The organism is Janthinobacterium aestuarii (assembly GCF_046113285.1).
Taxonomy (GTDB): domain Bacteria; phylum Pseudomonadota; class Gammaproteobacteria; order Burkholderiales; family Burkholderiaceae_D; genus Janthinobacterium.
Map to the genome: position 1 here is coordinate 475,628 of NZ_CP142524.1, position 22,217 is coordinate 497,844.

Consider the following 22,217-nt stretch of genomic DNA (forward strand, 5'->3'; position numbering starts at 1 on the left):
ACGCCATGAGCTTCGTCACCATGAACCTGGTGACGATGATGTACCTGATCGCCTCGGTGTGCTTCATCCAGGCCCTGAAAGGCCTGTCGTCGCCATCGACGGCGCGCCGCGGCAATGCCTTCGGCATGAGCGGCATGGCCATTGCCGCCGTCACCACCGTGGCGCTGATCCTGAAACTGAAGGAACAGCAAACGGGCGGCATGGGCCTGACCCTCGTCATCATCGGCATCGTCACGGGCGGCGCCATCGGCGCCTACCTGGCGAAAACCGTGGAAATGACGAAGATGCCGGAACTGGTGGCGGCCATGCACTCGCTGATCGGCCTGGCGGCCGTGTGCATCGCCGTGGCGGCCGTGTCGGAACCGTGGGCCTTCAATATCGCGAAACACGGCGAGGCGCTGCCCATCGGTAACCGCTTCGAACTGTTCATCGGCACCTTTGTCGGCGCCATCACGTTCTCCGGTTCGGTGATCGCCTTCGGCAAGCTGTCGGGCAAATACAAGTTCCGCCTGTTCCAGGGCGCGCCCGTCAGTTTCAAGGGCCAGCACATGCTCAATCTGGTGCTGGCGCTGGTGATGGTGGGTCTGGGCCTGGCGTTCTGCTTCGCCGACGGGGTGGAGCCTGCCTGGACGCCGTTCGTCATCATGACCCTCATCGCCTTCGCGCTGGGCGTGCTGATCATCATCCCCATCGGCGGCGCCGACATGCCGGTGGTGGTATCGATGCTCAACAGTTACTCGGGCTGGGCTGCGGCCGGCATCGGTTTTTCGCTGAATAACTCGATGCTGATCATCGCCGGCTCATTGGTCGGTTCGTCCGGCGCGATCCTGTCGTACATCATGTGCAAGGCCATGAACCGCTCGTTCTTCAACGTCATCCTGGGCGGTTTCGGCGGCGATGCGCCGGCCGCAGGCGCAGCCGGCGCGCAGGAACAGCGCCCGGTCAAATCGGGTTCGGCCGACGACGCCGCCTTCATCATGAGCAATGCGGAAACCGTCATCATCGTGCCCGGCTACGGCCTGGCCGTGGCGCGCGCGCAGCACTCGTTGAAAGAACTGGTGGAAAAGCTCACGCACAAGGGCGTCACCGTCAAGTACGCGATCCACCCCGTGGCGGGGCGCATGCCGGGCCACATGAACGTGCTGCTGGCTGAAGCCGAGGTGCCGTATGACCAGGTCTTCGAGATGGAAGACATCAACGGCGAATTCGGCCAGACGGACGTGGTGCTGGTGCTGGGCGCGAACGACGTCGTCAACCCGGCGGCGAAAGACCCGAAATCGCCGATCGCCGGCATGCCGATCCTCGAAGCCTATAAGGCCAAGAGCATCATCGTCAACAAGCGCTCGATGGCGTCCGGCTATGCGGGCCTGGACAACGACCTGTTCTACCAGCCGAACACGATGATGGTGTTTGGCGACGCCAAGAAGGTGATCGAGGATATGCTCAAGGCAGTCGAATAAGCGGTATTTTTTTCCGTAGGTCGGATTAGCGGGGCAAAGCCCCGCGTAATCCGACGTATTGGGGCCAACAATGTTGTCGGATTACGGCCTTCGGCCTCGGCGGCCCCGCCTAATCCGACCTACGCTTGTCTTCAGGCTGCGACGACTTTATTGCGTCCCTGGTGCTTGGCCGCGTACAGGGCCTTGTCGGCATCCGACATGGCCGCGTCCAGGCTGGCGCCGGCCGTCAGGGAGGCCACGCCGATGCTGATGGTCACCTGCAGTTCGCCGCCATCGGGCAAAGGCGTGATGGCGGCGGCCACGGCGGCGCGGATGCGTTCGGCCACCTTGTGCGCCTGCCGCAGGCTGGCGTCGGGGAACAGCAGGCCGAACTCCTCGCCGCCGAGACGGGCCGCCACGTCGGTGATGCGTCCCGTGTCGCGCAGCGCCTGCGCCACCGTGCGCAGCACGGCGTCGCCCACGGCATGGCCGTAGCGGTCGTTGATCTTCTTGAAATGGTCGAGGTCGGCCACGCCCACGGTCAGGGCGGCGCCGCTGCGTGCCGCGCGCGCCATCGCCTGCTCGGCTTGCGCTTCATAGGCGCGCCGGTTGGGCAGCGACGTCAGCGCATCGTGCAGCGCCTGCTGTTCCAGCTGCGCCAGCAGGCTGGCGTTCTTTGCCGCCAGTTCGCGCCGTTCGCGCACGTCGAGCAGGAAGGCGCCGAAATAGCGGATGCCGTCCACCACGCCCAGGTCCAGCGCCTTCATTTCGATGGGTATCATTTGCGCATCGCGGTGGCGGATGGCGAATTCGCGTATCTTGCCCAGCACGCTGGAGGTGCGCGAGCTGCGGATGTAATTGATCACGTGGTTGTCGTGCTGCGCGCCGACGGCGTCGGGCAGCAGGCCGTTCAGGGTCTGACCCAGCAATTCCCCGCTGGCATAGCCCGACAGCGCCTGCATGGCGCCATTGATATAGCGGATGCGGCAATGTTCATCGATGATGATGACGGCGTCGAGGGCGTCTTCCAGCAGGCGGGAAAAGAGCACTTCGGGAAGAGCGGCAGGCGGTGCTGCGGGCAATGCATCTGTCATGGAACGGTCGCCAAAAACCAGGTGACAGCCATTGTCGCATCCGCAGGCCGTTTACTCCATGCCGGAGATGTTCCCTGTTTCTTTTTCGCCCGTGCCCTTTACTTATTGTTAAGGTTCAGCGGCGGCCGTACATCATCAGGGTGGCCAGGCTTTTGCGCGCGGGGCTGAAAACGTCCAGCAAGCCCAGCGACAGACCCAGCAAGCCTTGCGTGGGGGCGCTGCCCGTGAAGATGCGCGCCATGGTGTCGGTGACGCGCACGGTCAGGCCCCGGTCGGCCTGGCGCAGGCTGGCGTAGCGTTCCAGCCCGGCCGGGCTGCTGTTCTGCGCCAGCACGCGGGCCAGCACGGCGGCGTCGCGCAGGCCCAGGTTCAAGCCCTGTCCCGCCACCGGATGCAGGGTTTGCGCCGCATTGCCGATGGCGACCGTGCGCGCCGTGCCGTTCGCCTGCGCGTTCAGGCCCAGCGGATAGGCCAGGCGCGCCGTCGTGTGGCTAAAGCGTCCCAGGCGGCTGCCGAAGGCGGCGCCCAGGCGCGCCAGGAAGGCAGCGTCGTCCAGGGCCAGCAATTGTTCGGCGCGCGTGGGCGGAACGCACCACACCAGCGCGTAGCCGTCGTCCTGCGGCAGCAGCGCCAGCGGACCTTCGTCGGTGAAGCGCTCGTAGGCGCGGTGGGCGATGGGAGCGCTTGTACGCACATGGGCAATGATGGCGCTTTGGCCATAATCGCGGCTGACGGCGCGTTCCGGCTGCTGGCCGAACAGGCCGCCCTCGGCCTGCACCAGCAGGCTGGCGCGCAAGCTCGACGCGGCGCCCGCCTGGTCGATCTGCACGGACACGCCATCGGCATCCTCCGTGCTGCCCGTCACCAGCGCCGGACGCAGGCTGGTCACGCCCAGGCGCTCGCACACGTCGGCCAGCGCGCTGACGACGGCGCCGTAACGGGCCACGTAGCCGAGCGCCTCGACGCCATGCTCGCTGCGGTCCATCAGGCTGCGCCCGAACTGGCCGCGGCGCGACACGTGGATCTGGTGGATAGGCGTCGCCTCGACGGGCCAGGCGCCCGCTTCTTCGAGTATCTGGCGGCTGCCGTGCGACAGGGCGATGGTGCGCGGGTCGCGCCGGGCCTGTTCGATGGATTTGGCGTCGAGCAGGGCGATGCCGGCGGCGCGGCTGCCGCGCTGTACCAGCAGGGCGGCCAGCGCCATGCCGACGGGGCCGGCGCCGCAGATGGCGAGATCGAAAGTGGACGGTGTATGCATGCGGCGGGGTTAATCCTGTGACATCAGTTGTTCGATTTCAGCGACGCTCCTGGGCGCCGAGCTGAAGACTTCATGGCCTTGCGGCGTGACCAGCACATCGTCTTCGATGCGTATGCCGGTATGCCAGAACTGCTCCGGCACGCCCGTACCCGGACGCACGTAGATGCCCGGTTCGACCGTCAGCACCATGCCCGGTGCCAAAGCGCGCCAAGGCTTGCCGGGCGCATCCGTGTCGCGGTAGGCGCCCACGTCGTGCACGTCCATGCCCAGCCAGTGGCTGGTGCCGTGCATGTAGAAGGGCATATAGGCCTTGTTGGCGATGACGTCCTGCACGCCGCCGCTTTTTTGCCGGTCCAGCAAACCCAGGTCGAGCATGCCTTGCGCCAGCACTTGCACGGCCGCTTCGTGGATGGCGCTGTGCGGCAAGCCGGGGCGCACCATGTCCAGCGCCGCCTGCTGGGCCGCCAGCACCAGTTCGTACAGCGCCCGCTGCGGGCCGCTGAAACGGCCGTTGACGGGCCAGGTACGCGTGATGTCCGAGGCATAGCCATCGAGTTCGCAGCCGGCGTCGATCAAGACCAGCTCGCCGTCTTTTAATACCGCGTTATTGGCGCTGTAGTGCAGGATGCAGGCGTTGCCGCCGCCGGCGACGATGGAGGAATAGGCGGGAAACTGCGCGCCGCTGCGCCGGAATTCGTACAGCAGCTCCGCTTCCAGCGCATATTCGTGCAGGCCGGGCCGCGTGGCGCGCATGGCGCGTACGTGCGCGGCGCTGGAAATGGCGGCGGCGCGGCGCATCAGCTGCTGTTCCTGCGTGTCTTTCAGCAGGCGCATGGCGTCGAGCATGCCATTGATGTCATGCGCGATGGCGGGCGCCGTGACGCCGCTGCGGGCCTTTTGCCGCACGTTGTGCCGCCAGAGCTTCACCTGCGCATCAAGGCTCCCGCCCAGCGCATAGTAGATGGCGGGAGAGTCGGCCAGCAGGCGCGTCATTTCGACGTCGAGTTCCTCGATGGGGAAGGCGCTGTCAAAGCCGAAGCTGATGCGCGCCGCCTCGGGGCCGTGGCGGAAACCGTCCCAGATTTCGCGCTCCGTATTCTTGGCGCGGCAAAACAGGATGGCGCGCGCCGGGGCTGTGGCGCTGGCGGCCACGAGGGCCACGGCGCTGTCGGGTTCCGTAAAGCCGCTCAGGTAATAGAAATAGCTGTCGTGGCGGTACGGATAATCGCAATCGCTGTTGCGCGGCACTTCGGGCGCCGTGGCGAGGATGGCCACGCTGCCCGGCAGCATCTGCGCCAGCAGCGCCGCGCGCCGTGCCGCGTAATTGGCCATCATGCCGCTGGCGCCTTCGCTGCCACACCGTTGAGTACGTCGAGCTGCGCCGGCGTACCCACATTCGTCCACTCTCCGGTATAGACTTCGCCGCCCACGCGGCCTTGGTCCGCGTACTGGCGCAGCAAATCGCCCAGTCTGGCGTGGCTGCCGGGCGCGATGCCGTCGAACATTTCAGGACGGTACACGCCGATGTTGGCGAAGGTCCACTTGGTTTCGTCTGTATTGTTGATCGAGAACAAGGTCAGGCCGAAGTCGCCCTTGGGATGGAAGTCGGGATTGGGCACCAGGTAGGTCCAGGCGATGTCGCGCTGGTCGGCCGGATACGGCGTGCCCAGCACATCCTTGTCGGCCAGCACGTCGAGCACTTGCTTGAAGTCGAAATACGGGCAATAGATGTCGCCGGAAATGGCGAGGAACGGTTCCTCGCCCAGCAAGTGGCGCGCCTGGGCGATGCCGCCCGCCGTTTCCAGCGGCGTGGTCTCGGGCGAATACGCGATGCGCGCGCCATACGCGCTGCCGTCGCCCAGGGTTTCCTCGATCAAATGGCCCAGGTGGGAATGGTTGATGACGATGTCCGTGATGCCGGCGCGCACCAGATTCAGCACATGCCAGACGATCAGCGGACGGCCGCGCACTTTCAGCAGCGGTTTGGGACAGGTATCGGTAAGCGGACGCATCCGTTCACCGCGGCCTGCGGCAAAGATCATGGCTTTCATGGAATACTCGTTTTCTGATTTATTTTGTAAATTGCTCTGAAGTCATCAGAATGTATAGCCCACTTGTGGGGTCTTGTTTTCCAGGGCGTCCAATAAGCGCACCAGCGGCTTGAGTTCCGTGTAGCGGTTGGCCGTCTTGCGCACGTAGTCGAGCACGGTCGGCAGGTCGCCCATGTACAGATCCTTGCCGTCGCGGTAGTTCAGGCGCGCGAACAGGCCGAGGATTTTCAGGTGGCGCTGCAGGGCCGTGAATTCGAAATCGCGGTAGAAGGCATCGATGTCGGGATTCACCGGCAAGCCCAGCTGCTTGGCGCGCTGCCAGTAGCGGATCACCCAGTCGAGCACCAGTTCCTCGTCCCACTGGATATACGCGTCGCGCAGCAGCGAGGCGATGTCGTAGGTGACGGGGCCGAAGACGGCGTCCTGGAAGTCGAGGATGCCGGGATTGGGGATCGAACCATCGTTGATGTGCATCAAATTGCGCGAATGGTAGTCGCGGTGCATGAATACTTGCTGCTGCGACAAGATATTCGCTGTGATGGCTTCGAAGACCTTGTCCAGCTGGGTTTGTTGCACATCCGTCAAGGTGGCGCCCAGGTGCTTGCCGATGAACCATTCCGGGAACAGATTCATTTCGCGCAGGATGAAGGCGCGGTCGAATTCGGGCAGCACGTCGGGGGCGCTGGCCAGCTGGATTTTCATCAAGGATTCCAGCGCTTCGGCGTACAGCACGCTGGCGTTGTCGTGGTTCAGGGCGTCCAGATACGTGGTCGTGCCCAGGTCGGACAGCAGCAGGAAGCCCTGTTCCAGGTCTTGCGCGATGATTTCGGGCACGGACACGCCGGCGCCTTTCAGCAAGCCGGCCACCTTGACAAAGGCGGGCACGTTTTCGCGCTCGGGCGGCGCATCCATGGCGATCAGTGTCTTTCCTGGCAATGTTGTGTTGCTTGGCAGCACATCGAGACGGTAGTAGCGGCGGAAGCTGGCATCGCTGGAAGCGGGACGGGCGGATTCGGGCGCGACGAGGTTAAGCGAGGTCAACCAGGCTTTCAACAGGGTCAGGCGAGCGTCGGCGGAGACCGGCGCGGTGGAGGAATTGGGGGAGAATGACATTAAGCGGCCTGTGGAATCGGGTTGATGGTGCAGATTCCCATATAATAAGGGATTCAAATCAAAAAATCGCCTGTCAATGGTGCTTGCCCCTTCCAATTCATGAGCTGGTTTTCGGCCTCCCCCCCTTCGCAGCGCTGGGCTTTCGCCATCAGCGCGCTCGTCGCCGCCACGACGGTGCCTGTCCACGCCCAGAAAGCACCGCGTCCGGTTCATGTGGAAGATCCCGACGCGCCTACCGTCATGACGGCGAACAGCATGAACGGTCGACCGGAAAGAGAGATCAATCTCGACCAGAATGTCGTGATTGAGCGCGGAAAAACCACAAAAATGACGGCCGATACAGCTTGTTACAAACAAGTTGAAGATCAGTTCGACGCCGAGGGCCATATCAAGATGTGGCGTTTCGGCGATTACTACACGGGTGACGTCCTGAAGCTGAACATGGAGACCGGCAAGGGTTTCCTGCTCAACCCGACTTACCGCTTCGCAGTGGGCGGCGGCCAGGGCAAGGCCGAGCGCGTCGACTTCATCAATCCAGACGAAGCCAATGTTATCGAAGGCACCTACAGTACCTGCGAAGGGCCGAATCCGGACTGGTACCTGAAATCGAGCACCTTGAACCTCGATACGGGCCGCGACGTGGGCACGGGCAGCAAGACCATCATCTATTTCAAGGACGTGCCGATCCTGGGCACGCCGGGCATGTCGTTTTCGTTGTCGGGTGCGCGCCGCTCGGGCTGGCTGGCGCCCACGCCGGGCTTTGCCTCGAAGAACGGTTTCGAGCTGCTGATGCCGTATTACGTGAACATCGCGCCGAACCGCGACCTGACTCTGTATCCGCGCTACATCCAGCGGCGCGGCATTCAGCTCGGTGCGACGGGCCGCTACATGGGCGAGACGGATGCCGGCTTGTACAGCGGTGAAACGTCGTTTGAATTTTTGCCGAACGACAAGCAGACCAAGACCAACCGCTACATGATCAAGTCCAAGCATGAGCAGGCGCTGGCCAAGGGCTGGACTTACAGCTGGGATCTGCGCGAGGCGTCGGACGATAATTACCCGAACGATTTTTCGAAAACCGTCGCCACCGCCACCGAGCGCCAGTTGCTGCGCGAATTGCGCACCGATTACCGTACCGAGGACTGGAGCCTGACGGCGCGCGTGCAGAATTACCAGGTGCTGCAGGATCCCGATCCCAACGTGGTCGTGCCACGCCCGTATGACCGTTTGCCGGCGGTGAACTTCCATGCTGGCAAATACGATGTCTGGGGCGGTTTCGACTGGACCTTTGACGCGGAAGCGACGCGCTTCGCGCATCCGACACAGGTGCAAGGCTCGCGTCTCGTGGCCGTGCCGCAGGTGAGTTTTCCCATCATGCGCCCTGGCTACTTCATCACGCCCAAGCTGATGCTCAATGCCAGCGCGTATCAGCTCGACAATGACGCCCGGACCAAGGCGCTGTTTAAAACCACCTCGTTTACGCGCGCCGTGCCGACCTTCTCGGTCGACAGCGGCCTGGTGTTTGAACGCGACACGAATCTGTTTGGCACCAAGGGCGGCACGCAAACCCTGGAGCCGCGCCTGTTCTACGTCTACACGCCGTACCGCGACCAGTCGCAGTTTCCGAACTTCGATACGGCCGATGGGACGTTCAACCTGACGCAAATCTTCACGGAAAACCGTTTTGTCGGCAGCGACCGCATCGGCGACGCCAACCAGGTCACGGCCGCCGTCGTATCGCGTTTCCTGCAATCGGACGGCACGGAGCGCATGCGCCTGACCTTCGGTCAGCGTTTCTATTTTGCCGACCAGCGCGTGCAGCTCAATTCGACGACGCCCGTCAACCAGTCGCGTTCCGATATCCTGCTGGCCGCAACGGGCCGCGTGTCCGAGACTTGGACCGTCGACAGTCTGGTGCAGTACAATCCCAGCGATCGCCAGTTGATGAGCTACAACTACACCTTGCAATATCAGCCTGGTGCCAAGAAAGTATTGAATTTCAGTAACCGTTTTCAACGTGGCGTGCTGCGTAATGCGGAAGTGTCGACGCAGTGGCCGTTGACGGACCGCCTGTATGGCGTGGGCCGCATCAGTTACTCCATCAAGGATCGCAGCATGCTGGAAAGCCTGGTCGGCCTCGAATACAAGGGCGACTGCTGGGTGTTCCGCATGGGGGCGCAGCGTTTCGTGACGACGACCAAGACTGTCTCGACGCCGATCTTCTTCCAGCTGGAATTGACGGGCTTGTCGAGTGGCCTGGGCCTGGGTGCGAATGGCCTGGAAACTTTTACAAAAACTATCCCTGGTTACCAGACATTGAGCCAGCCACTCCGTTAAGATAGTCACCGTTGCCGCCGCCGGTGTCCCCGGCGCTGGCACAAACCGGTTTTTTTATTCACCTGAACTCATGAGCGCTCTACACATTATGCGTAATGCCAGTATGCACCAACTCAAAATTGCAACGGTTTTGTTGTGCGCCATTTCCGGCGCCACGACCAGTAGTGTCTGGGCGCAACAGGCTGCGCCAGCGCCTGCGGCCAAGCCTGCTGCCGCTGCCCCAGCGCCAGTCAAGGGCTTCACGCCCCCTGCGTCGAGCAGTGGCCAGACCATCGACTCCATCGCCGTTGTCGTCAATGACGATGTGATCACGCGCAATGAAGTGGCGGCCCGCATCAAGAGCGTGGAGCAGCGCATGAAGGCGCAGAATATCCCGCTTCCCGACCCTGCCGACCTGCGCCGCCAGTTGCTCGAACGCATGATTGTCGAGCGCGCGCAAATGCAGCTGGCCAAGGAAATGGGTGTGCGCGTGGATGACCTGACCCTGGACCGCGCGATTGGCCGTATTGCTGAACAGCAAAAGATGACGGTGCAAGAGCTGCGCAACCAGATGGAAAAGGAAGGCACGCCGTTTGCGACCTTCCGCGAAGAAATCCGCGATGAAATCATCATGCAGCGCCTGCGCGAGCACGAAGTCGACGCGAAGATCCAGATTTCCGATTCCGAAGTGGATAACTTTCTGGAAGCGGAAAAAGCGGCAGCCAGCGAACAGGTAGAGCTGAACCTGGCGCAAATTCTCGTGCGCATTCCGGAAAATTCCAGCCCCGAACAAATCGCCGCACGCCGCGCGCGCGCCGAAGAAGTCAGCCGCCAGTTGCGCACGGGCGCCGATTTCGCCAAGATGGCCGCCACCTATTCCGACGCCAGCGATGCGCTGAGCGGCGGCGATATCGGCTGGCGCCAGAGCGACCGCCTGCCGCCCCTGTTCACGGAACAGTTGCTGAAATTGAAGCCTGGCCAGATCACGCCTATCATCAAGAGCAACACGGGCTTCCATATCCTGAAACTGGTGGACCGCCGCAGCGCTGCCGAGGCACAAGCTGTCGCCGCCGTGCAGCAGACGCATGCCCGCCATATCCTGCTGAAAGTGACGCCAACCCTGTCGGCGGCCGAAGCCAAGCGCAAACTGCTGGAATTGAAAGAACGTCTCGACAACAAGGCCGCCAAGTTCGAAGACCTGGCCCGTTTGTTCTCGAACGACGGTTCCGCGGCCAAGGGCGGCGACCTGGGCTGGCTGTATCCGGGCGACACCGTGCCGGAATTTGAAACGGCGATGAATGCGCTGAAACCGGGCGAAGTGAGCCAGCCGATCGAATCGAGCTTTGGCTTCCATCTGATCGAAGTGCTGGAACGTAAGAGCGACGACGTCTCGAAAGAGAAGAAACGCGCTGCCGCACGCAATGCCTTGCGCGAACGCAAGCTGGAAGAAGCGACGGAAAACTGGGCGCGCGAAGTGCGCGACCGTGCTTACGTCGAATTCCGCGCGGACGACCAGTAATGCTGCTGACTGATTGCGCATGAGTAACTTGCCTGTTGTACGCCGCCCGGCCATCGCCATTACCTGTGGCGAACCGGCCGGTGTCGGTCCGGAAATCTCGATACGCGCCGCCTGGGCCATGCGCAATGAAGTCAACTGCATCCTGCTGGGCGACGCCGCCTTCCTGGCGCTGACGGCCAGCCTGATCGATCCGGAGATCCGCCTGGCGGCGCTGTCGCTGCAAGCCGTGCGCAACAGCGGCTTGCCCCAGTTCGGTCCCGGCCGCCTGGCCGTGATCGATATTCCCACTGTGAACAATGTCATTCCTGGCGTGCTGGACAAGGAAAACGGGCGTTCCGTGCTCGCTACCCTGGACGCGGCCGTGGAGGGTGTCCAGGCGGGCTGGTTTGGCGCCATGGTCACGGCCCCCTTGCAGAAGAGCACGATCAACGACGCGGGCGTGGCCTTTTCCGGCCATACGGAATACCTGGCAGAAAAAACCGGCACGCCGCAAGTGGTGATGATGCTGGCCGGCGAACCGGGCCACGGCGAGCCGACCCTGCGCGTGGCGCTGGCCACCACGCATTTGCCATTGAAGGACGTGTCCGCTGCCATCACGATGGACAGCCTGGCCGTCACGCTGGATATCATTCAGCTTGATTTGCAACAGAAATTCGGCATCGCCGCGCCGCGCATCCTCGTCACCGGCCTGAACCCGCACGCGGGCGAGGGCGGGTATCTGGGACGCGAGGAAATCGATGTCATCACCCCGGCGATTGCCGCGGCGCAAGCGCGCGGCATCGATGCGCGCGGACCGTACCCGGCCGACACCTTGTTCCAGCACAAATACCTGGCGGACGCCGACTGCGTGCTGGCCATGTACCACGACCAGGGCTTGCCGGTGCTGAAATACGCGACCTTCGGGCGCGGCATCAATATCACCCTGGGCTTGCCGCTGATCCGCACCTCGGTCGACCATGGCACGGCGCTGGACCTGGCCGCGCAAGGGCTGGGCCTGGCCGATTGCCACAGCATGGAGCAAGCGCTGCAAACGGCGCTCGACATGCTGCGCGCCAGCACCCCGACCAGAGCGTAGGTCGGGTTAGCCGCAAGGCGTAACCCGACGCTGCCTGCTCAACGATCCCGCCGGCCTGTGCCGGCTTTACCGCATTGATAGAAAACACATTATGAAACACGTTGCCCGCAAACGCTTTGGCCAGAACTTCCTGCATGACCGCTTCGTCCTCGATGACATCACGGCCGCCATCGCGCCGCAGCCGGACGATGCCATGGTCGAGATCGGCCCCGGCCTGGGCGCCATGACGGAGCAGCTGCTGCGCCATTTGAAACAGATGCATGTGGTGGAACTGGACCGCGACCTGATCGTGCGCCTGGAAAAGACCTTCAATCCGGCCAAGCTGACGATCCACTCGGGCGACGCGCTGAAATTCGATTTCGCGCAAATCCCCGTGCCAGCCGGTCAGAAGCTGCGCATCGTGGGCAACTTGCCATATAACATTTCCAGCCCCCTGCTGTTTCACCTGGCGGACTTCGCGCCGCTGGTGCAGGACCAGCATTTCATGCTGCAAAAGGAAGTGGTCGAACGCATGGTAGCCGAACCGGGCAGCAAGGCGTATGGCCGCCTGTCCGTGATGCTGCAATGGCGCTACAAGATGTCGCTGCTGTTCATCGTGCCGCCGACGGCCTTCGATCCGCCGCCGAAAGTGGAATCGGCCATCGTGCGCATGATCCCCGTGGCCGAGCGCCTCGCATGCGACCAGGCCACGCTGGAAGCCGTGGTCATGAAGGCCTTTTCGCAGCGCCGCAAGGTGATCCGCAATTGCCTGGCCGGGATGTTTACGGAAGAGCAGATCAAGGCGGCCGGCATTGATCCGACCCTGCGTCCGGAAACCGTGGGCCTGGAGCAATACGTGGCGCTGGCGAATCTGCTGAAGGCACCTGCTTGAGTTTTAACTTAAAACCACTGGTCGACCTGCTGCAAATCCTGGCGCAACGCTGAAAAACAGTCGTCCACATGGTGGTTGCGGCTGATTTCATTGCGCCGCATCAGGGCGATCTTGCGCTTGCACGTGGGCTGGCGCAGGGGCGCCACATGCAGGTCCTCGTCGTTGAGGAACGTCGTGTACAGGCTGGGCATGATGCCCACGGCGATGCCGGCGCGCACCACGCCGTACAGCGACTCGCTGTGGATCATCTGGTACAGGTTTGACGGGCTCAGGCCATGCTGGCGCAGGGCGCTCGAGGCGAACTCCCAGATGCTGCCCTTGGTAAACACGACGATTTCCTGGCCCGCCAATTGCTCCCAGCGCACTTCCTTGAGCGGCGCCAGCGCATGGCGTCCCGCCGTCACCAAGACCAGCTCGTCTTCGAACAGGCCCACGCTTTCCAGCGACACGGAACCGGGCACCTCGATGCCCACGCAAAAGTCCAGCTGGCCCGAATGCAGCGCATGCAGCAAGCCATCGTTGGGCATGTCCGACAGGACGATTTCCACTTCATCGCCATGCTGCTCGCAGTAGCGCGCCACCACGACGGCCGTCATCGCCATGGCCGAGGGGATGGCGCCGATGCGGATGCGATGCCGGCCGCTGCCGATGGCGCGCTGGATATCGGCAAAGGTGTTGCTGGCCGTATTCAATAAATGCGTGGCGTATTCGAGCGCCAGCTTGCCTTCGCGCGTCAGTTCCAGCTGGTGGGTTGTGCGGTTAAACAACTTTTTTCCCAGCTGATTTTCCAGCAGCTTGATCGACGCGCTGAGGGCCGGCTGGGTCACGCACAATTCCTGTGCAGCCTTGCTGAAGCTGTTTACCCGGGCTAGGGTGGAAAACGCTTGTAAATGTCGTAAGGAAATTTTCTTGCTCAGTTCATGCATGGGCGTTGCTTATTAGAAAAAGTAATGGATTTATAAAAATAAACAAATTTTCTTATCCCGCAATTTACCATATTCTGGACTGGTCCTTACTTGTCTTGAAGGCAACAATATTCGGGAGAAGCGCCTGGAATGCGGTGCCGGCACGTACGGCGGCGCGCCATGCAAGGGATGCATCAATAAAATAATTCCAAAAAAACTCAGGGTTTATTCTTTTTAGGGTGGCGGCGATGAACAAATGGATGACGGGAACGATGGTAGTGGGTGGCTTGCTGGCGGCGCACGGCGCGGCGCAGGCGCAAAGCAGCGTGCAAGTGTATGGACTGCTGTCGGCCGGTATCGGCTATGTGTCGGATGAGGGCAAAGGCAGCCGCACGCATGCGCTGAGCGGCACGAATCAGAATCCCCGCATCGGTTTCCGCGGCCAGGAAGACCTGGGCGACGGCACCAAGGCGATCTTCGTACTGGAAAACGGTTTTAACGTGATGACGGGCACGGCCTCGCAAAGCGGCCGCCTGTTCGGCCGCCAGTCGTATGTGGGTTTGTCCAGCAACGACAAGGGCACCTTGACCCTGGGCCGCCAGTACGAAGCCGTCAAGGATCTGCTGGGTCCCGTGGTCATCGCCAGTAACGGCGTGCACATCGGCGACAACGACAATGGCTACAACAACCTGCGCGTGCAAAACGCCGTCAAGTATGTCAGCCCGAATATCAGCAACCTGTCGTTCACGGGCTTGTATGGTTTCAGCGAGAACCCGGAAGATTCGAACCGCAACCGCGTCTACAGCATGGGCGCCGGCTACAAGGTCGATGCCTTCAGCTGGGCCGTCGCCTACACCAAGATGGATCGCCCGAACAGCCCCGATGCGCCGAATGGCGCCATCGGCAATGACTATGCCAGTTCCCTGTTGATCTTCAACAAGAGCGCCGTCAAGGGCGCCGGCGTGGACAGCCAGGCCATCGCCGGCACGGGAGGCTTTTATAATGTGGGCAAGACCAAGTTTGGCGCCTTGTACACCAATGTGCGCTACCACTACCTGGATCAAAGCAATCTGACCCTGCAGAACGTGGACTTGAACGTGAACCACAAGCTGACGGAAGCGTTGAACCTGGGCGCGTCGTATTTCTATACGACTGGTAAATATGACGTGATCAACAAGACGCCGAAATGGCACCAGGTTAACTTCCAGGCCGATTACTTCCTGTCCAAGCGCACCGATGTCGCCATCACCTGGAGCTACCAGAAAGCGGCCGGCGATGCGACGTTCGCCCGCGTGTTCGGCTTCGGCGCCTCGGGCGGCAAGACGCAAAGCGTCCTGATCGTTGGCATGCGACATTATTTCTGACACTGATTCATCTTTACAGGCGCTGTCCCGCAGCGCCGTCCCCTGAAAGGAAGCATCTTGAAAAAGCACCTCATGTTGGCGTTGAGCCTAGGCTTGCTGGCCAACGCCGCCCACGCGGAAAAACGCGAGCTGGTCATTTCGGCCTATCCGATTGCCCAGCCCTTGTTCATGAAGTATGTGTACGAGCCGTTCAAGGCCAAATGCGGTTGCGATATCAAGGTGGAAACGGGGAATAATGCGGACCGCATCGCCAAGCTGGTGGTGCACGCCAAGAACCCGGTGATCGACCTGGTGCTGCTGTCCGATTCCGGCATGCTGGAAGCGGCGCAAAAGGGCGTGATCCAGCCCATGGATTACTCCAAGCTGAGCAATTACAAAGCCCTGTACGACGTGGCGAAAAACCCTATCGGCGGCAACTTCGCCGTCGGCTACACCCTGTATTCGGTCGGCCTGGTGTACCGCAGCGACAAGGTTGCCCCGCTGACGTCCTGGAAGGACCTGTGGCGCCCCGAACTGAAGGGCCGCGTGGCCTTCCCCGACGTGAGCACCACGCAGGGCCCCTTGATGCTGCGCATGGCCGACGCGGCCTGGGGCGGCAAGACGGACGACTATGCCACGGGCTTTGCCAAGATCGTCGGCATGAAGGGCAACGTCGTCACGTTCTCGAAAAACAGCGCGCAGCTGGCCGCCCTGTTTGCGCAGGATGAAATCTGGGCCGCGCCCGTGGCGCGCTTTACCTGGTCGCAGATGCTCAAGACGGGCCTGCCCCTGAAATGGAGCATCCCGGCCGAAGGCCAGGCGGCCGGCATGAACGTGATGGGCATCGTTGCCGGTTCGAAGAACGCGGACCTGGCCTACCAGCTGATGGATTTCTGGCTGTCCAAGGAAGTGCAGACGCAGCTGGCGACCAACCTGGTCGACTCGCCCGTCAACAAGGACGTGCGCCTGTCGGTGGCGGCCGCGCAATTCAATACCTATGGCGCCGATCAAATCAGCTCGCTGAAGTTCGTCAAGCCGGAAACCATCATCAAACAGCGCAGCAACTGGATGACGCAGTGGAACAAGGCCATGAGCAAATAGTGGTGACGAGGAGAAAACACCATGTTTGCTGATCCAAAAAAGCGCCTGGGACTGCTGCTGGTCCTGCCGGCGCTGATCTTTATCGTCGTCTGCTTCCTGCTGCCCGTGCTGGCCTTGCTGGTCGACGCCTTCCGCGTCGGCGACGGCATGCAGTGGGGTGTTGAGCGCTTCGTTGCATTCTTCTCGCAGGAATTCAACCGCACCATCTTCTGGCGCACCCTGCGCATCGCCGCGTTGGTGACCCTGGCGTCCATCATCCTCGGCTATCCGGCCGCGCAAGCCGTGGCGCGCGTGTCGCCGAAGTGGCGCGGTCTGGTGGTCGGCATGATGATTCTGCCGCTGATGGTCTCGCCGATCGCGCGTACCTATGCGTGGATCGTGCTGCTGGGCCGTAATGGCGCCCTCAACGCGGCGCTCGTCAACATGGGTTTCACGGACGAGCCGCTGCGTTTGCTGTTCAGCGAGTTCGCCGTCTTTGTCGGCCTGCTGCAATTGCTGCTGCCCTTGATGCTGATGTCGCTGGCGGGCGCGCTGGAAAACCTGCCGCGCGACGTGGAACCTGCCGCAGCGACTTTGGGCGCGAATCCATGGCAAGTATTCTGCAAGGTCACCCTGCCGCTGACGCAGGAAGGCCTGGTGGTCGGCGGCACGCTGGTGTTTACGGGCTGCGTGACGGCCTACGTGACGCCGGCCCTCTTGGGCGGCACCAAGGTGCTGATGCTGGAAACGCTGCTGTACCAGAAGGTCAGCGTGGAGAGCGATTTCGGCGCGGCCAACGTCATCGCCGTCATCCTCGTCTGCATGACCCTGCTGGTGAATGCCGGCCTTAAACGTATTTCCTCGAGCCGGAGCTCCGTATGAAAGAAAGCCTGTTTTCACGTGCCGTTTTATGGCTGGTGTTCCTGTTCCTGCTGGGACCATTTGCCATCGTCGTGCTGGCCGGCTTTTCCGGCGGCGAAACCTTGGCCTTCCCGCCCGAGTCGTATTCGCTGCGCTGGATCCTCGAGGTGTGGGCTGCGCCCGAGTTCCGCCGCGCCTTCCAGACCAGCCTGGAAATCGGCCTGATCGCCACCGTCATCGCGCTGTTGCTGGGCATCCCCGTCGCGTATGCGTTTTCGCGCATGCCGCCGCCCGGTATCGGCGCCATCCGGCAAATCCTGACGTCGCCGCTGATCATTCCCGCCATCCTGGTCGGTTTGGGCTTGCTGCACCACCTGGTGCTGACGATCAATGCGCCCGTGTACGTGGGCCTCTTGATCGGCCATATCGCGCTGCTGATTCCGTACTCGGTGCGCGTCGTGTACGCCAGCCTGGTGAATTTGCGCGTCGATATCGAGGACGCGGCCATCACCCTGGGCGCGTCGCGTCTGCGCGCGTTCTTCATGATCGTGCTGCCGAATATCCGCAACGCCGTGATCGCCGCCTTCTTCCTCGCCTTCGTCACCTCGTTCAACCAGGTGCCCGTCTCGCTGTTCCTCACGGGTCCCGGCATCAGCACCTTGCCCATCGAGATGCTGGGCCATATGGAAAACAGTTTCGATCCGTCGATCGCTGCCCTGTCGACCTTGCTGGTCTTGTTCACCATGGCCTTCGTGATGGTGACCGAAAAGGTGCTGGGCATTTCTAAATACATGTAAGAGGCAACACACGATGAGTTATCTGGAACTGCACAAGCTGAACCTCGGCTACGCCAAGAACACGACGTCCGTGAAAGACCTGGACTTGCACGTCGAGCAGGGCGAGCTGATTTCCCTGCTGGGCCCCAGCGGCTGCGGCAAGACCACCACCATGCGCGCCATTGCCGGCCTGATGCCGCTGCAGTCGGGCCGCATCGTGCTCGACGGCCGCGAAATCGGCAAGCTGGCGCCGAACAAGCGCAATATCGGCATGGTCTTCCAGTCGTACGCGCTGTTCCCGCACTTGAACGTGTACGACAACATCGCCTTCGGCCTGCGCCTGCGCAAGGTCGCGCCGGCGCTGCTGAAAACGAAAGTGGAAGCCGTGATCGCCGCCGTGGGACTGACGGGGTTCGAGACGCGTTTGCCGGCGCAGATGTCGGGCGGCCAGCAGCAGCGCGTGGCGCTGGCGCGCGCCATCGTCGTCGAACCGGCCCTGCTGCTGCTCGATGAACCGCTGTCGAACCTGGACGCCAAGCTGCGCGTGCAGATGCGCGCCGAGCTGCGCCGCATCCAGCGCGAACTGGGCATCACCATGCTGTACGTGACGCACGACCAGGAAGAAGCGCTGGCCCTGTCCGACCGCATCGTCGTCATGAACGGCGGGCGCATCGAGCAGCTGGCCGCGCCGGAAGCCGTCTTCAATACGCCGTCCACGCGCTTCGTCGCCAACTTCATGGGTTTCGAAAACCTGTTCGACTACCGCGACGGCGCGCTGCACCACGCCGGCGCCAGCCTGCCGTACACGTCCCCCGTCGCTGCCGGCACCACGGTGCTGGGCTGGCGTCCGGACAAGGTGCGCGTCTGCGCGGCCGACGACGCGGCAGGTCAGTACCCTGGCACCGTGCTGGCGCGCGGCTTCCTGGGCGACACCGTCGAATACCTGCTGCAAACGCCGCTGGGCCAGGTCAAGGGCATTTGCGCGGCCGGCGGCGCCGCCTGGCGCGAAGGCACGGCCGTCTCGTTCGTGCTGCCGTCCGACAGCGCCCTGTGGCTGGCTGCCTGATTTTTAACCTGAGACCATCATGACCCAAGCCTTGAAAAAGATCTGGCTCGACACCGATCCCGGTTTCGACGACTGGCTGACGATGCTGCTCTTGGGCAGCAATCCCGACATCGAGTGGCTGGGCGTGAGCGTGGTGGCGGGCAATGCGCCCGTCGACATCACTTACGACAACGCCTTGCGCATCAAGGCCCATGACGGCTTGACGGTGCCGATCTACCGCGGCTGCGAAGAACCGCTGGCCGGCGTCATCGAAACGGCGCAGCGCATCCTGGGCGACAGCGGCATGCCGACCACGGGCGACATCCTGCCGCCCGGTGCCGCCAGTGACGCTGCGGGCCACGCCGTCGACGCGCTGATCGCCGCCGTGCGCAAGCATCCCGGCCAGATCACCATCATGGCGATCGCGCCGATGACGAACCTGGCCACGGCCTTGTCCCGCGCGCCCGATATCGCCGAGAAAATCGTCGAGATCATCCTGATGGGCGGCTCGACCGACCAGGGCAACCATACGGCGGCGGCCGAATTCAATATCTATGCGGACCCGGAAGCGGCCGCCCAGGTGTTCCAATCCGGTATTCCGCTGCGTATGTTCGGCCTGAACCTGTGCCGCCAGCTCCTGGTGACGAATGCGGAAGTGGAACGCCTGCGCGCCCTCGGCACGCCGCGCGCGCTACGTCTGGCCGGCTACCTGGAAGCGTATGTGCGCATCCGCAGCAGCGACGGTTCCGTGCCCATGCCCATGTACGACCCCGTGGTGGCCCTGTACCTGGAAGCGCCGCAGCTGTTCCAGTTCCAGCCGGCTCACGTGGCCATCGAATTGACGGGCGAACTGACGCGCGGCATGACGGTGTGCGAATTCCGCGTGCCGCGCCGCGCCGCCATCAACACGCAGGTGGCGATGCTGGCCGATGGCCAGGCCGCCATCGAGCGCCTGATGCGCCGCCTGGCCGCCATTCTCGTCTGACCCACTTCACTACGAAACGAGCTTCATGTCTAATTCTCCCCTGAGCATCGAACAGTTTTTACGCGCCATGCCGAAGGTGGAGCTGCATTGCCACCTGTTCGGCACGGTGCGGCAAGCCACTTTCCGCGCGCTGGCCGCCAAGACGGGCAATGCCGTCACTCCCGAGGAAATCGACGCGTTCTATACACGCGGCGACAAGCCCGTCGGCGTGCTGCGCGTGCTGCGCGCGCTCGACGCGCACCTGATCGTCTCGCCGACGGACCTGTATTGCCTCGCGTATGAATACCTGGAAGACGTGCATGGCCACGGCGTGCGCTATGCGGAATTCTTCTGGAATCCGACCGGCACCGTGCGCGTCTCGGGCATCCGCTACGAGTCGGCGCAGGACGCCATCGTGGCCGCCATCCGCGATGCGCAAAGGGATTTCGGCGTGATTGGCCGCTTGATCCCCAGCATCGACCGTGAAGCGGCTCCCGCCGAAGCCGTGCAGATGGTGGAGTGGATGAAGGCCTACCGCGCGCCGGAAGTGATCGGCATCGGCATCGACTACCGCGAAAACGACCGTCCGCCCGAACTGTTCATCGAAGCCTACCGCGCCGCGCGCGCGGCCGGCTTCAAGTGCACGGCGCATGCGGGCGAATTCGGCATGCCGTGGATGAATGTGGCGACGGCGATAGACGAATTGCAGGTGGACCGGGTCGACCACGGCTACACGATCGTCGATAACCCGGAGCTGGCGCAGCGTTGCGTGGAGCGGGGCCTGGTGTTCACCGTCGTGCCCACCAATTCGTATTATCTGCGCACACTGGCGCCCGAGCGCTGGGCGCTCGATCACCCGATCCGCGCCATGGCCAAGCTGGGCCTGAAACTGCATCCGAACACGGACGATCCGACCCTGCACCACGTGACGCCGACGGGCGCCTGGATGATGATGCGCGAATTCGGCTTCGGTCTCGACGACATGCGGGGCTTCATGTTGAATGGCCTCGACGCGGCCTGGATAGACGAGTCCACGCGGCGCGACTGGCGCGCGGAATTTGCGCGCGCATTCGACGCGTTGCGGGCAAGAGTCGTCGGGTAAATCAGGCCGATGCCGGTGGCGGTGCCAGCAGCGACGGAAACGCCCGCTGCGGGCAGCTTTGGCGCTCGCACACCTTGCAGCCCGTGCCGATCGGCGTGGCGCTGGAAGGGTCGTGCAAATCGAGTCCCTTCGAATAGATCAGCCGGTGCGCCTGCGAGATGTCGCAGCCCAGCGCCACGGCAAACGTCTTGCCGGGCGCCCGGAAGCCCGGTGACGCCGTGCTGACCTGGCGCGCGATCCATAAATAGGTGCAGCCGTCGGGCATGCTGGCCACTTGCGTGAGCACCTGGCCCGGATGGCTGAAGGCGTCGTACACGATCCACAGCGGGCAAGTGCCGCCCACCCGTGAAAAGTGAAAGTCCGTGGCCGACTGGCGCTTCGAGACATTGCCCGCGCGGTCGACGCGCACGAAGAAAAACGGCAGCCCCGCCGCCTCGGGGCGCTGCATGGTGCTCAAACGGTGGCACACGGCCTCGAAGCCCACGCCGAACTGGTGCGCCAGGCGCTCGATGTCGTAGGCGCGCGTTTCCGCCGCCTGTAAAAAACGCTGGTACGGCATCAAGAGGGCGCCGGCGAAATAATTGGAAAACGCCAGGCGCGCGCCAGTCTGCGCGGCCGCGCCCGAGAGTCCCGCCGCCAGCACCAGGGCGTCGATGAGGTCGCTATGTTCGAGCAGGCTGATTTGCGCCGCCATCTGGAAGGCGCGCTGGCCGCCTGTCAGGGTGTCGGGCAGAAACAGGATGTGTTGTTGCGCATCGTAGCGGTGCTTGCGCACCATGCCCGCGTCGCCATCGGACAAGCGCACCTGGATGCCGTGGCGCTCCAGCAGCCGGCCTTGCAGCGCGTCGAGCGTGCGCAGGGAGGGATCGAGTTCGCCCGCCACCCGTTCGGCCGCCCGGTCCAGCTCATCGATGTAGTTTTGCCGCCGGTTCAGGTATTCGCGCACTTCCTCGTCCGTGGACGGGGCCGCCGAGCTGGCGCCGCGGCTGCCGTCGTCGAGGCGCGCGGCCAGCGTATCGGCCCGTTCCGCCATCACGCGGTAGCGCCGCTGCAGGAGCAAAATCGAGCGCGCCAGTTCCGGCATGTTTTCCACCAGCATTTTCAATTCCGCCATCGAGGTGGGCGGCGCGTCGGGCAATTCGCCGAACACGTCGCGCACGTCGGCCACCAGGCTGGCGCTGTCGTGTTCGGAAAAGATTTGCGGATCGACCCCCAGCACCGTGCCGATGCGCAGCAGGATCGGCACCGTCAGCGGGCGCTGGTTGCGCTCCATCTGGTTCAGGTAGCTGGGCGAGATGCCCAGGGCCTTGGCCAATGCCACCTGCGTCATGCGCCGTTCCTCGCGCAGCCGCTGCAGGCGCACGCCCATGAAAACCTTTGCCATCGCGTTTCCTCTTCCCCGTTT

The 22,217-nt window shown here is 63.0% G+C and carries 19 protein-coding genes; 12 read left to right on the forward strand and 7 right to left on the reverse strand.

All coding sequences use genetic code 11. The features are described from left to right. Positions 1 to 5 precede the first annotated feature (5 nt). Complete coding sequence (locus OX462_RS02055; protein ID WP_070220594.1) at positions 6 to 1,460, forward strand: NAD(P)(+) transhydrogenase (Re/Si-specific) subunit beta; 1,455 nt, start codon at positions 6 to 8, stop codon at positions 1,458 to 1,460. A 131-nt stretch (positions 1,461 to 1,591) separates the two neighbouring features. On the opposite strand, the gene OX462_RS02060 is transcribed toward OX462_RS02055, so the two are convergent. The 5 genes from OX462_RS02060 to OX462_RS02080 all read right to left on the reverse strand — a co-directional run bounded on the left by OX462_RS02060 (position 1,592) and on the right by OX462_RS02080 (position 6,955). Continuing rightward, entirely contained in the window at positions 1,592 to 2,533 is a 942-nt protein-coding gene (locus tag OX462_RS02060) for a GGDEF domain-containing protein (protein WP_071650188.1), read from the reverse strand. Between the two features lie 115 nt (positions 2,534 to 2,648). Further along, positions 2,649 to 3,791, reverse strand: coding sequence for a UbiH/UbiF/VisC/COQ6 family ubiquinone biosynthesis hydroxylase (locus tag OX462_RS02065; RefSeq protein WP_409027655.1), 1,143 nt, complete (start codon positions 3,789 to 3,791; stop codon positions 2,649 to 2,651). Between the two features lie 9 nt (positions 3,792 to 3,800). After that, a complete protein-coding gene (locus OX462_RS02070; protein ID WP_409028716.1) occupies positions 3,801 to 5,123 on the reverse strand; it encodes an aminopeptidase P N-terminal domain-containing protein in 1,323 nt (440 codons plus the stop codon). Continuing rightward, the gene (gene murU, locus OX462_RS02075) at positions 5,123 to 5,842 is read right to left on the reverse strand and encodes an N-acetylmuramate alpha-1-phosphate uridylyltransferase MurU (protein ID WP_070311748.1); all 720 of its coding nucleotides are present in this window, start codon (positions 5,840 to 5,842) and stop codon (positions 5,123 to 5,125) included. Before murU ends, OX462_RS02070 begins: the two co-directional genes overlap by 1 nt. Positions 5,843 to 5,887: 45 nt before the next feature. Then, positions 5,888 to 6,955 (reverse strand): aminoglycoside phosphotransferase family protein, encoded by a 1,068-nt coding sequence (locus OX462_RS02080; protein ID WP_230501719.1) that lies wholly within the window; start codon positions 6,953 to 6,955, stop codon positions 5,888 to 5,890. A 99-nt stretch (positions 6,956 to 7,054) separates the two neighbouring features. Here OX462_RS02080 and OX462_RS02085 point away from each other — a divergent pair, with 99 nt between their 5' ends. The 4 genes from OX462_RS02085 to rsmA all read left to right on the forward strand — a co-directional run bounded on the left by OX462_RS02085 (position 7,055) and on the right by rsmA (position 12,736). Next, on the forward strand, positions 7,055 to 9,292 hold the full coding sequence (locus OX462_RS02085; RefSeq protein WP_070220574.1) for an LPS-assembly protein LptD: 2,238 nt from the start codon (positions 7,055 to 7,057) through the stop codon (positions 9,290 to 9,292). Positions 9,293 to 9,395: 103 nt separating this feature from the next. Beyond that, on the forward strand, positions 9,396 to 10,790 hold the full coding sequence (locus OX462_RS02090) for a peptidylprolyl isomerase (protein WP_227742060.1): 1,395 nt from the start codon (positions 9,396 to 9,398) through the stop codon (positions 10,788 to 10,790). Positions 10,791 to 10,809: 19 nt separating this feature from the next. Continuing rightward, positions 10,810 to 11,865 carry a 4-hydroxythreonine-4-phosphate dehydrogenase PdxA gene (gene pdxA / locus OX462_RS02095; protein WP_230501725.1) on the forward strand — a complete coding sequence of 352 codons (1,056 nt, stop codon included), beginning with the start codon at positions 10,810 to 10,812 and terminating at the stop codon, positions 11,863 to 11,865. A 91-nt stretch (positions 11,866 to 11,956) separates the two neighbouring features. After that, entirely contained in the window at positions 11,957 to 12,736 is a 780-nt protein-coding gene (gene rsmA / locus OX462_RS02100) for a 16S rRNA (adenine(1518)-N(6)/adenine(1519)-N(6))-dimethyltransferase RsmA (protein WP_070220568.1), read from the forward strand. A gap of 8 nt (positions 12,737 to 12,744) precedes the next feature. On the opposite strand, the gene OX462_RS02105 is transcribed toward rsmA, so the two are convergent. Further along, a complete protein-coding gene (locus tag OX462_RS02105) occupies positions 12,745 to 13,662 on the reverse strand; it encodes a LysR family transcriptional regulator (RefSeq protein ID WP_070290839.1) in 918 nt (305 codons plus the stop codon). A gap of 227 nt (positions 13,663 to 13,889) precedes the next feature. Here OX462_RS02105 and OX462_RS02110 point away from each other — a divergent pair, with 227 nt between their 5' ends. The 7 genes from OX462_RS02110 to OX462_RS02140 are packed head-to-tail and all read left to right on the forward strand — an operon-like array spanning position 13,890 to position 20,812. Next, the gene (locus OX462_RS02110) at positions 13,890 to 15,005 is read left to right on the forward strand and encodes a porin (RefSeq protein ID WP_230501727.1); all 1,116 of its coding nucleotides are present in this window, start codon (positions 13,890 to 13,892) and stop codon (positions 15,003 to 15,005) included. 57 nt (positions 15,006 to 15,062) lie between these two features. Continuing rightward, positions 15,063 to 16,085: an ABC transporter substrate-binding protein gene (locus tag OX462_RS02115; RefSeq protein ID WP_230501729.1), complete on the forward strand. Its 1,023-nt coding sequence runs from the start codon at positions 15,063 to 15,065 to the stop codon at positions 16,083 to 16,085. Between the two features lie 21 nt (positions 16,086 to 16,106). After that, positions 16,107 to 16,946, forward strand: coding sequence for an ABC transporter permease (locus OX462_RS02120; protein ID WP_230501731.1), 840 nt, complete (start codon positions 16,107 to 16,109; stop codon positions 16,944 to 16,946). Beyond that, positions 16,943 to 17,722 carry an ABC transporter permease gene (locus OX462_RS02125; protein WP_070290842.1) on the forward strand — a complete coding sequence of 260 codons (780 nt, stop codon included), beginning with the start codon at positions 16,943 to 16,945 and terminating at the stop codon, positions 17,720 to 17,722. The genes OX462_RS02120 and OX462_RS02125 overlap by 4 nt, the downstream gene beginning before the upstream one ends. 13 nt (positions 17,723 to 17,735) lie before the next feature. Next, positions 17,736 to 18,767, forward strand: coding sequence for an ABC transporter ATP-binding protein (locus OX462_RS02130; protein WP_070220558.1), 1,032 nt, complete (start codon positions 17,736 to 17,738; stop codon positions 18,765 to 18,767). 19 nt (positions 18,768 to 18,786) lie between these two features. Then, positions 18,787 to 19,731 (forward strand): nucleoside hydrolase, encoded by a 945-nt coding sequence (locus tag OX462_RS02135; protein WP_409027656.1) that lies wholly within the window; start codon positions 18,787 to 18,789, stop codon positions 19,729 to 19,731. A 25-nt stretch (positions 19,732 to 19,756) separates the two neighbouring features. Next, positions 19,757 to 20,812, forward strand: coding sequence for an adenosine deaminase family protein (locus OX462_RS02140; RefSeq protein ID WP_409027657.1), 1,056 nt, complete (start codon positions 19,757 to 19,759; stop codon positions 20,810 to 20,812). A gap of 1 nt (position 20,813) precedes the next feature. Here OX462_RS02140 and OX462_RS02145 read toward each other — a convergent pair whose 3' ends face one another. Then, positions 20,814 to 22,196 carry a short-chain fatty acyl-CoA regulator family protein gene (locus OX462_RS02145; protein WP_070220554.1) on the reverse strand — a complete coding sequence of 461 codons (1,383 nt, stop codon included), beginning with the start codon at positions 22,194 to 22,196 and terminating at the stop codon, positions 20,814 to 20,816. Positions 22,197 to 22,217 lie beyond the last annotated feature (21 nt).

What these genes read in the sequence shown, in the direction of transcription:
- OX462_RS02130 (WP_070220558.1), top strand. Translation starts at nt 17,736, where the DNA reads ATGAGTTATCTGGAACTGCACAAGCTGAACCTCGGCTACGCCAAGAAC.
- OX462_RS02145 (WP_070220554.1), bottom strand. Translation starts at nt 22,196, where the DNA reads ATGGCAAAGGTTTTCATGGGCGTGCGCCTGCAGCGGCTGCGCGAGGAA.
- murU (WP_070311748.1), bottom strand. Translation starts at nt 5,842, where the DNA reads ATGAAAGCCATGATCTTTGCCGCAGGCCGCGGTGAACGGATGCGTCCG.
- rsmA (WP_070220568.1), top strand. Translation starts at nt 11,957, where the DNA reads ATGAAACACGTTGCCCGCAAACGCTTTGGCCAGAACTTCCTGCATGAC.
- OX462_RS02125 (WP_070290842.1), top strand. Translation starts at nt 16,943, where the DNA reads ATGAAAGAAAGCCTGTTTTCACGTGCCGTTTTATGGCTGGTGTTCCTG.
- OX462_RS02055 (WP_070220594.1), top strand. Translation starts at nt 6, where the DNA reads ATGAGCTTCGTCACCATGAACCTGGTGACGATGATGTACCTGATCGCC.
- OX462_RS02135 (WP_409027656.1), top strand. Translation starts at nt 18,787, where the DNA reads ATGACCCAAGCCTTGAAAAAGATCTGGCTCGACACCGATCCCGGTTTC.
- OX462_RS02110 (WP_230501727.1), top strand. Translation starts at nt 13,890, where the DNA reads ATGAACAAATGGATGACGGGAACGATGGTAGTGGGTGGCTTGCTGGCG.
- OX462_RS02070 (WP_409028716.1), bottom strand. Translation starts at nt 5,123, where the DNA reads ATGGCCAATTACGCGGCACGGCGCGCGGCGCTGCTGGCGCAGATGCTG.
- OX462_RS02105 (WP_070290839.1), bottom strand. Translation starts at nt 13,662, where the DNA reads ATGCATGAACTGAGCAAGAAAATTTCCTTACGACATTTACAAGCGTTT.
- OX462_RS02085 (WP_070220574.1), top strand. Translation starts at nt 7,055, where the DNA reads ATGAGCTGGTTTTCGGCCTCCCCCCCTTCGCAGCGCTGGGCTTTCGCC.
- OX462_RS02140 (WP_409027657.1), top strand. Translation starts at nt 19,757, where the DNA reads ATGTCTAATTCTCCCCTGAGCATCGAACAGTTTTTACGCGCCATGCCG.
- OX462_RS02120 (WP_230501731.1), top strand. Translation starts at nt 16,107, where the DNA reads ATGTTTGCTGATCCAAAAAAGCGCCTGGGACTGCTGCTGGTCCTGCCG.
- OX462_RS02080 (WP_230501719.1), bottom strand. Translation starts at nt 6,955, where the DNA reads ATGTCATTCTCCCCCAATTCCTCCACCGCGCCGGTCTCCGCCGACGCT.
- pdxA (WP_230501725.1), top strand. Translation starts at nt 10,810, where the DNA reads ATGAGTAACTTGCCTGTTGTACGCCGCCCGGCCATCGCCATTACCTGT.
- OX462_RS02060 (WP_071650188.1), bottom strand. Translation starts at nt 2,533, where the DNA reads ATGACAGATGCATTGCCCGCAGCACCGCCTGCCGCTCTTCCCGAAGTG.
- OX462_RS02090 (WP_227742060.1), top strand. Translation starts at nt 9,396, where the DNA reads ATGCACCAACTCAAAATTGCAACGGTTTTGTTGTGCGCCATTTCCGGC.
- OX462_RS02065 (WP_409027655.1), bottom strand. Translation starts at nt 3,791, where the DNA reads ATGCATACACCGTCCACTTTCGATCTCGCCATCTGCGGCGCCGGCCCC.